The organism is Thermus sp. (assembly GCF_039793865.1).
Lineage (GTDB): Bacteria > Deinococcota > Deinococci > Deinococcales > Thermaceae > Thermus.
In genome coordinates this window covers 55,517-64,338 of record NZ_JBAMMI010000007.1, presented here as the reverse complement: position 1 = coordinate 64,338, position 8,822 = coordinate 55,517, and the positions used below count along the sequence as shown (strand labels likewise).

Annotated in this window: 8 protein-coding genes and 1 pseudogene; 7 read left to right on the top strand and 2 right to left on the bottom strand. The window is 68.2% G+C overall.

Features of this window, described 5'->3' with window-relative positions:
* Positions 1-316 precede the first annotated feature (316 nt).
* Positions 317-1,882 (bottom strand): phosphoglycerate dehydrogenase, encoded by a 1,566-nt coding sequence (gene serA / locus ABJK26_RS00810; RefSeq protein WP_347240289.1) that lies wholly within the window; start codon positions 1,880-1,882, stop codon positions 317-319.
* 99 nt (positions 1,883-1,981) lie between these two features.
* Between serA and ABJK26_RS00805 the strand changes: the two genes are divergently transcribed.
* From ABJK26_RS00805 to ABJK26_RS00790, 4 genes and pseudogenes are all read left to right on the top strand, one after another.
* Entirely contained in the window at positions 1,982-2,824 is an 843-nt protein-coding gene (locus ABJK26_RS00805; protein WP_347240287.1) for a DegV family protein, read from the top strand.
* Positions 2,825-2,828: 4 nt separating this feature from the next.
* Positions 2,829-3,320: pseudogene (locus ABJK26_RS00800) on the top strand (DegV family protein); the annotation flags it as partial.
* Positions 3,321-3,323: 3 nt separating this feature from the next.
* Positions 3,324-3,782 (top strand): D-aminoacyl-tRNA deacylase, encoded by a 459-nt coding sequence (gene dtd, locus ABJK26_RS00795; protein ID WP_347240285.1) that lies wholly within the window; start codon positions 3,324-3,326, stop codon positions 3,780-3,782.
* A gap of 174 nt (positions 3,783-3,956) precedes the next feature.
* A complete protein-coding gene (locus ABJK26_RS00790; RefSeq protein WP_347240283.1) occupies positions 3,957-5,009 on the top strand; it encodes a fatty acid desaturase in 1,053 nt (350 codons plus the stop codon).
* Here the strand turns inward: ABJK26_RS00790 and purH are convergent.
* Complete coding sequence (purH, locus tag ABJK26_RS00785; protein ID WP_347240281.1) at positions 4,981-6,471, bottom strand: bifunctional phosphoribosylaminoimidazolecarboxamide formyltransferase/IMP cyclohydrolase; 1,491 nt, start codon at positions 6,469-6,471, stop codon at positions 4,981-4,983. The genes ABJK26_RS00790 and purH overlap by 29 nt on opposite strands.
* Positions 6,472-6,503: 32 nt before the next feature.
* On the opposite strand from purH, the gene ABJK26_RS00780 reads away from it, so the two are divergent.
* The 3 genes from ABJK26_RS00780 to ABJK26_RS00770 all read left to right on the top strand — a co-directional run bounded on the left by ABJK26_RS00780 (position 6,504) and on the right by ABJK26_RS00770 (position 8,804).
* Entirely contained in the window at positions 6,504-6,890 is a 387-nt protein-coding gene (locus tag ABJK26_RS00780; protein ID WP_347240280.1) for a hypothetical protein, read from the top strand.
* Positions 6,887-7,438 (top strand): NUDIX hydrolase, encoded by a 552-nt coding sequence (locus tag ABJK26_RS00775; protein WP_347240279.1) that lies wholly within the window; start codon positions 6,887-6,889, stop codon positions 7,436-7,438. Before ABJK26_RS00780 ends, ABJK26_RS00775 begins: the two co-directional genes overlap by 4 nt.
* 67 nt (positions 7,439-7,505) lie before the next feature.
* Positions 7,506-8,804 carry an acetyl ornithine aminotransferase family protein gene (locus ABJK26_RS00770; protein ID WP_347240278.1) on the top strand — a complete coding sequence of 433 codons (1,299 nt, stop codon included), beginning with the start codon at positions 7,506-7,508 and terminating at the stop codon, positions 8,802-8,804.
* Positions 8,805-8,822 lie beyond the last annotated feature (18 nt).

The window sequence follows — 8,822 nt, the reverse complement described above, 5'->3', positions numbered from 1 at the left end:
GGGGTTCCAGGAGGGCCCACTCCGCATCGCTGAGGTCGCTGGGGTAAGATCGTCTGAGAGTCACCCCTTAAGGATACCACCCTTTTACGACAGCCTCTTACTTCCTGGAAAGCCAGGAGGAGAAGGTGGTGGACGGGGAAACCCGCACCAAGTACCTGCTGAAGGACGGGATGGGACGGACGGCTTTGCTCCTCGTGGTGCGCAAGGCGGACGAGCTGGTGTACGCCTTCGGGAAGCGCAAGTGATATACTTCACGATTTTCTGCGCTCGTGCCGCTATTCTCCTCTAAAGGGAGCGGGCTTTTCAACCCCCGCCCCTAGAGTTCCGCCACGTCCACCCGCTCCAGGACCGGCAGGGCCCTCAGGGCCTCCAGGACCTCGAGGGTAGGCCTCTGGTCCACGGTGAGCACGAAAAGGGCCCGGCCGCCCGGCACGTCCCGCCCGAGCTGCATCCCCGCGATGTTCACCCCCGCCTCGCCGAGGAGGGTCCCCACCTGGCCCACCACCCCCGGGCGGTCGTAGTTGACGCAGACCAGCATGTACCCCTCGGGCACCACCTCCAGGGCGTAGTCGTCAATGCCCACCAGGCGGGGCTTCCCCCCGATCACCACCCCCCGGGCCCGGCGCTCCTCCTGGTCCGTGGTGAGCCTGGCCTCCAAAAGCCTCGTGTACTCCCCCGCCTCCTCGGAGCGCAGGGTGGTGAGGTGGATGCCCCGATCCTTGAGGAGGGGCCTGGCCGAGACCAAGTTCACCGCCCCCTCCCCCAGAACCCGGGAGAGAAGCCCCTTGGCCACGGCGCTGGCCACGGGCTCGGGGTCCTTCTCAAACTGGCCCAGGAAACGCACCTCTAGGGCCTGGGGCCTTCCCCGGGTGATCTGGGCGAGGAGCTTCCCCAAGGCCTCCCCCAGGGGCAGGAAGCCCCGCAGGGCCTCGAGGGCCTCGGGGTCAAAGCCGGTGTTCAGGGCGTAGGAGAGGTCCCCCTCCAGGGTGCGCACCACCCTTTCCAGGATGGCCTCCCCCACCCTTTCCTGGGCCTCCACCGTGTTCGCCCCCAGGTGGGCGGTGTGGACCACCCTGGGGTGGTGGATGAGGGAGTGGTCCTTGGGGGGCGGCTCCTCGGCGAAGACGTCCAGGCCCGCGGCGAAGAGGTGGCCTTCCTCCAGGACCTCCAGGAGGGCCTTCTCGTCCACGATGCCGCCCCTTGCGGCGTTCACCACCACCGCCCCCCGGGGAAGGAGGTAGAGCTCCCTCCGGCCGATCATCCCCCGGGTCTCCTCGGTGAGGGGGGTGTGCAGGGTGAGGAAGTGGCTCTGCCGGAGGAGGTCCTCGAGGCTCTCCAGAAGGTCCACCCCGAGGCTTTCCGCCCGGGCCTTGGGGATGTAGGGATCGTAGGCCAGGACCCGCATCTCAAAGGCCTTGCCGAAGCGGGCCACCTGCCCCCCGATGCGGCCCAAGCCCACGATCCCCAGGGTCTTCCCCTTTAGCTCCACCCCCAAAAACTTCCGGTCCCACTCCCCCCCTCGCATCTTCCGGTCGGAGAGGGCGATGCCCCGGGCCGCGGCGAGGAGGAGGCCGAAGGCGAGCTCGGCGGCGGAACGGGTGTTGGCCTCGGGGACGTTCACCACCAGGATGCCCAGGCGGCTCGCCGCCTCGAGGTCCACGTTGTCCACCCCCACCCCGCCCCGGCCCACCACCTTAAGCCGCTTCCCCCGCCTGAGGAGCTCGGCGTCCACCTGGGTGCGGCTTCGGGTGATGAGGGCGTCGTAGGCGGGAATGACCTCAAGAAGCTCCTCCCGGCCGATCCCTGGCCGGTAGTCTAGGAGCACCCCGGGGTACTTCAGGTCCCCAAGCCGCATCTCGTCGGAAACCAGCACCCGCCACATATACCCTTGACCCTAGCACGGGGAAAGCCCTTGGGGCAAGGCTCCCGGTACACTACACCGGACCCCTGTGGTATCCTAGGCCGGAGCAAAAGGAGGTCCATGAAGGTAGCCCTGGTAACCGACTCCACCGCCGACCTGCCCAAGCCCCTTCGGGAGCGCCTGGGCATCCGGGCGGTTCCCCTTTACGTGAACCTGGGCGGCCGGGTGTACCGGGACTGGGAGGAAATAACCCCCGAGGAGATCTTCCGGAGGGTGCGCTCCGGCGAAGGCTTCCCCAGCACCAGCCAGCCCTCCCCCGAGGACTTCGCCAAGGCGTACGCCGAGGCCCTTCAGGAAGCGGACCACGTCCTTTCCATCCACATCTCCAGCAAGCTTTCGGGCACCTTGCAGTCGGCGGAGCTCGCGGCAAGCCAGTTCCCCGGCAGGATCACCCTCTTTGATAGCCAGGCCGCCTCCTTGGGTATCGGGATGATGGTCTTGAGGGCCAAGGAGCTCTTGGACGGGGGCCGGGACCTCAAAGAGGTGGTGGCGGAGCTCGATAGGATCCGGCAGGACCACTTCGTCCGCTTCACCGTGGCCACCCTGGAGTTCCTCAGGCGGGGCGGGCGCATCGGCGGGGCCCAGGCCCTCCTGGGCACCCTCCTCCAGATCAAGCCCATCCTCACCCTCAAGGAGGGCCGGGTGGAGACCGCAGGCCGGGCCCGGGGGGAAAGAAAGGCCCGGGAGGCGATCCTCGAGGACTTTCGCGCCTGGGCGAAGGACAAGGGGGGCATCCGGGCCTTTTTCCTCTACAGCGCCGAGGAGGGGGCGGTCAAGGAGCTCAAGGAAAGGGTCCTCTCCTCCGGGCTTCCCGTGGAGGAAGCCCTGGTGAGCGAGCTGGGAGCGGTGATCGCCAGCCACACCGGCCCCGGCACCTACGGGTTCTATGCCTACAGCCTCTAGCGTGGCCTTCGCCGCCAACTCCACCCTGGGCCTCTCCCCGGAGGAGGCCCGGCGGCTCCTTCGGAAAGGGGTGGTCTGGGAGAGGCTGGAAGAGGCCCTCGCCCCTTACCGTCAAAAGGTGCGGGGGTACGTGCTCCCCCGGACCCTCACCTACCTCCACCGCTCGGGGCGCATCGGGGGCCTGCAACACTTTATGGGCAGCCTTCTCCGCATCCTTCCCGTCCTCTTGGTCAAGGAAGGGGCGGTGGAGGCGGGGCCTCGAGCGCGGGGCTTCACGGAAGGCCTGCGCAAGGTGGCCGAGCTCTTCCGCCAGGAGTTCCCCGAGGGCGGGCTGGTCTACGTGGCCCACGCCGGAAACCCCCAAGGGGCGGAGGCCCTGAAAGGGCGGGTGCAGGCCGAAGGGGTGGAGGTCCTCGCCACCCTCCAGGCGGGGGCGGCGGTGAGCGTGCACACGGGGCCCGGCACCGTGGCCCTCTTCGCCGGGCCCAGGGGGTGAGGGATGCGGGCCGTGGTGCAGCGGGTCTCCGAGGCCTTTGTGGAGGTGGAGGGCGAGGTAGTGGGGAGGATCGGCCTCGGGCTCCTCGTCCTCCTGGGGGTGGGGCAGAGGGACACCCCGGAGGACGCCCTTTACCTCGCCCGCAAGATCGTGAACCTGAGGGTCTTCCCCGACCCCCAGGGCAAGATGAACCTCTCCCTCCTGGACGTGGGAGGCGAGGTGCTTCTGGTGAGCCAGTTCACCCTCTACGCCGACACCCGCAAGGGGAACCGCCCCTCCTTCCTGCAGGCCGCCCCCCCCGACCAGGGCAAAAGGCTTTACGAGGCGGCCATTGAGGCCTTCCTGGCCCAAGGGGTCCACGTGGAAACCGGGGTTTACGGGGCCCACATGCGGGTCCACCTGGTAAATGAGGGCCCCGTGACCCTCCTCTTGGACTCGGAGGAGCGCCTCAAGCCCCGCTAGGTACCCCACCGCGGCTTTTGCCGCGGTGGGGGCCCCAAAAGCGCTTTCCCACATCCCAAGCTTGGGCATCTCAAGGTGCGGGCGCCCAGCTTTGGCCAGAGCGCGCCACCCTTCTCACCCGCCTCATGGGACGAGGCCCTACCATAGGGTGCGCTCTAAAAGCGCGGGATGGCGATGAAAAAAGTAGAGCCCAAGGACTGGATCCCCCTCATCAAGCCCTACACCAAGCCCCACACGGCCCGAAGCCTCCGCCAGGTGGCGAACACCCTCCTCCCCCTCCTCGCCCTCTTCTACCTGGCCCACAAGGCCCTGGCCTACTCCCTCCTCCTCGCCCTGGCCCTGGACCTGGTGGCGGCCCTCTTCCTGGTGCGCCTCTTCATCCTCCAGCACGACGCCGGACACGGCTCCTTCTTCCCCAAGAAGTGGATGAACGACCTCCTGGGCTTCTTCGCCGGGGTCCTTACCTTGGTCCCCTACCATTACTGGCAACTTTCCCACGCCCGCCACCACGCCACGAGCGGCAACCTGGACAAGCGGGGCGTGGGGGACATCTACACCATGACCCTGGAGGAGTACCTGAAGGCCACTCCTTGGGAAAGGTTCAAGTACCGGGTCTACCGCAACCCCTTCGTGATGTTCTTCATCGGGCCGGTCTACGTCTTCATGCTCTCCTACCGGCTCCCCCTGGGTTACGGGGCCGACAGGCCCTCGGTGCGGAACTCCGTGGCCCTCACCAACCTCTTCCTGGTGCTCCTCTGGGTGGGCATCTACCTGGGCTTCGGCCTCAAGACCCTCCTCCTCGTCTACCTCCCCATCCAGTACCTCGCCGGGATGGTGGGCATCTTCCTCTTCTACGTGCAGCACCAGTTTGAGGACGCCTACTGGGAGCACGACCCCCGCTGGGAGCACCTCAAGGCCGCCATGGAGGGGAGCACCTACCTGAAGCTCCCCAAGGTCCTGCAGTGGCTCACCGGGAACATCGGCTTCCACCACATCCACCACCTGGCCCCCAAGATCCCCAACTACCTCCTGCCCAAGGTGCAGGAGGAGGTGGACCTGGTGAAGGTGGCCCCCACCGTGACCCTCAAGGACGCCTTCCAAATCGCCTTCGCCGACATGCACCTCCACGACGAGGAAAGCCGGAAGCTCGTGGGCTTCAAGGAGGCCCACAGGCGCCTCAGGGAAGGGGCCAAGCTCGCTAGTGACGGAAGTGGCGCACGCCCGTGAAGACCATGGCCACCCCCGCCTCGTCCGCCGCCTTTATGGAGTCCTCGTCCCGCACGCTCCCCCCAGGCTGGATGACGGCGGCGATGCCGTAGGAGGCGGCGAGGCGCACCACGTCGTCAAAGGGGAAGAAGGCGTCGGAGGCCAAGACGGCCCCCCTCGCCCCTTCCCCCGCGGCCTTTAGGGCGTGCTCCGCGGCAAGGAGGCGGCTCGTCTGCCCCACCCCGATGCCCAGGGTCTTCCCCTCCTTGGCCACCACGATGGCGTTGGAGCGCACGTGCTTCACCACCCTCCAGGCGAAGTGGAGGTCTTGCCACTCGGCCTCGGTGGGGGCCCGCCGGGTGACCACCTTGGGGCTTGCGGGGTCCTCGGTGTCGGCGTCCTGGAGGAGCACCCCGCCCCGGATGCGCTTCAGGTCCAGGTAGGGGCCCTTCGCGGGGAAGGGGACCTCGAGGAGCCTCAGGTTCCGCTTGCGGGAAAGGGCTTCCAGGGCCTCCGGGGTGAAGCCCGGGGCGAGGACCACCTCCAAAAAGACCTCCCCCAGGGCCTTTGCGGTGGGGCCGTCCACGGGGCGGTTAAAGGCCACGATCCCTCCAAAGATAGAGACGGGGTCGGCCTCGTGGGCCCTAAGGTAGGCCTCCAAGGGGGTCTTCCCCAGGGCCACCCCGCAGGGGTTCTGGTGCTTCACGGCCACGCAGGCGGGCTCGGCGAACTCCGAGACCAGGTTCCAGGCGGCCTCGGCGTCCAGGTAGTTGTTGAAGCTCATGGCCTTGCCCTGGAGGACGCGGGCCTCGAGGAGGGGCCCCCCCTCCCCCACCACCCGGTAAAGGGCCGCCTCCTGGTGGGGGTTTTCCCCGTAGCGCAAGGGGGCCTCCCGCTTGAGGACCAGGAACTTCTCCTCGGGGAACCTCTCCCCGGAGAGCCACTCGGCGATGGCGGCGTCGTAGGCCGCCGTGTGGGCGAAGGCCTTGCGGGCAAGCTCCCGGCGGAACTCCGAGGAAGGCCCCGTCCTCAAGGCCTCCAGGACCCTGGGGTAGTCCTCGGGGTCGCACACGGGGAGGACCGCCTCGTGGTTCTTGGCCGCCGCCCGAAGCATGGCGGGCCCCCCGATGTCTATCTGCTCCAGGGCCTCGAGGAAGGAGGCTCCCTGGGCCACGGTCTCGCGGAAAGGGTAGAGGTTCACCGCCAACACCCCGATCCTTTCCAGGCCCAAGGCCCTAAGCTCCTCCTCCTGGTCGGGCCGGGCGAGGAGGGCGGCGTGGACCTTGGGGTGGAGGGTCTTGACCCGGCCCGAGAGCACCTCGGGGAAGCCCGTGAACTCGGAGATGTAGGTGGCGGGAAGCCCGGCCTCCCTCAGGGCCCGGTAGGTCCCCCCGGTGGCGAGGAGCTTATAACCAAGGCCCAAGAGCCCCCGGGCGAAGTCCAAAAGGCCCCTTTTGTCCCAAACGGAAAGGAGCGCCCACATGGAGGGGATTGTACCCGCTAAACTGAAGGGGGATGACCATCTACGAAGCCCTCAAGGAGACCATCAAGGAGGCCATGAAGGCCCGGGACCAGAAGACCCTGGACTTCGCCCGGGTGGTGAAGGCCGAGCTGGACCGCAAGGGAGATGGCAAGCCCCTTCCCGACGAGGAGGCGGTGAAGGTGCTCAAGGCCCTCAAGGAGATCGCCTTGGAGCAGGGCAACGCCTTTGAGGTGGCCTTTCTGGACCGCTTCCTTCCAAAGGAGATGAGCGAGGAGGAGCTGGAGGCCTGGATCCGGGAGCACGTTGACTTCTCCCAGTTCAAGACCCCCCTGGCGGCCATCGGGGCGGTGACCAAGGCCTTAGGCCCCAAAGCCCCCGGGGAAAAGGTGCGGCGGGTGATCGAGCGGATGACGCGATGAGCCCCTGGGAGCGGCTGGCCCTCGAGGAGATCCTCTCCGAGCCCGTGCGCCTGGTGCGGGAAAGGCTCAGGACCCACACCGGGAAGGAGCTCACCTACGTCTACCGCCCGGGACCGGTGGCGGCGAGCTTCGTTCTGCCGGTCACCAAAGAGCGCACCGCCCTCCTCATCCGCCAGTACCGCCACCCCACGGGGAAGTTCCTCCTGGAGATCCCCGCGGGCAAGGTGGACGCCGGGGAAGCCCCCGAGGAGGCGGCCAGGAGGGAGCTATTGGAGGAGGTGGGGGCGGTGGCGGCGGAGGTCCTGCCCCTTCCCCCCTTCCACCCCCAGCCCTCCTTCACCGCCGTGGTCTTCCACCCCTTTTTAGCCCTGGGGGCCGAGGTGGTGGCCGAGCCCCGCCTCGAGGACGGAGAACTCCTGGAGCCCCTGGAGCTTCCCCTGGCCGAGGTCTACGCCCTCTTGGAGGCGGGAGAGATCCAGGACGCCTCCACCGCCCTCACCCTCTTCTACGCCCGGCCCCACCTGGAAAGGCTCGGCCTCCTCAGGTAAAAACCCGCAGAAGAGTGCATAAAGTTGGCCTGGGAAGGCGAGGGAGGCCCTGGTAGACTGGCGGCGTATGAAGCCCATGGTGCGCACGCCCCTCCCGGGGCCCAAGGCCAAGGAACTCCTCGCGCGGGGGGAGAGGGTCCTCTCCCCCTCCTACGGCAGGCCCTACCCCTTCGTCCCCGCCCGGGGCCAGGGGGTCTTCCTGGAGGACGTGGACGGGAACGTGTTTTTGGACTTCATGGCGGGCATCGCCGTGAACACCACGGGCTACGCCCACCCCAAGGTGGTGGAGGCGGTGCGGGCCCAGGCGGAGCGGTTCGCCCACGTCTGCTTCTCCGACTTCACCCACGAGCCTACCCTTTCCCTGGCGGAGCGGCTCTCGGCCAAGCTCGGGGGGAAATACCGGGTCTTCTTCGGGAACTCGGGCACGGAGGGCATTGAGGCCGCCATCAAGCTCGTGCGCCACCACACGGGAAGACCCTACCTCATCGCCTTCACCGGGGCCTTCCACGGAAGAAGCCTAGGGGCGCTTTCCCTCACCGCCAGCAAGAGCGCCTACCGCAAGGGGTTCGCCCCCCTCCTCCCCGGGGTGGTCCACCTCCCCTTCCCCAACCCCTTCCGCCCGCCCCTGGGGGCCTCCCCAAAGGACGTGGGGGATGCGGTCCTGGAGCACCTGGAGCACCTCTTCCGCACCGTGGTCCCGCCGGAGGAGGTGGCGGCCTTCTTTCTGGAGCCCATCCAAGGCGAGGGGGGGTACGTGGTGCCCCCGGCGGGCTTCCTCCCAAGGCTCAAGGCCCTCCTGGAGCGCCACGGCATCCTCCTGGTGGCGGACGAGGTGCAGACGGGAGCGGGGCGCACCGGGCGCTTCTTCGCCCTGGAGCACGAGGGGGTGGAGGCCGACGTCTACGTGCTGGCCAAGGGGCTGGCCTCGGGGTACCCCCTCAGCGCCCTCCTCTTCCGGGAGGAGCTGGCGAGCTGGCGGCCCGGAGCCCACGGCACCACCTTCGGCGGCCAGGCGGTGGCGGCGGCGGCGGCCCACGCCACCCTGGACCTCCTGGAGGGGGGCCTCATGGAAAACGCCGCGCGGGTAGGGGATTTCCTCCTAAAGGAGCTCAAGGGCATGCAGGAGCGCTTCCCCTTCCTGGGGGACGTGCGGGGCCGGGGGCTCATGATCGGCCTGGACTTCGGAAGCCCAAAGGAGGAGCGGCCCGACCTCCGGGACAAGGCCCAAAGGCTCGCTTTTGAAAAGGGCCTCCTCACCCTGGCCGCGGGGCCCTCCGCCCTCCGCCTCGCCCCGCCCCTCGTCCTCACCCGGGAGGAGGCGGCCATGGGGCTGGAGATCCTGGAGGAGGTCTTCCGGAGCCTGTAGTCCCACCCCACGCTGGCG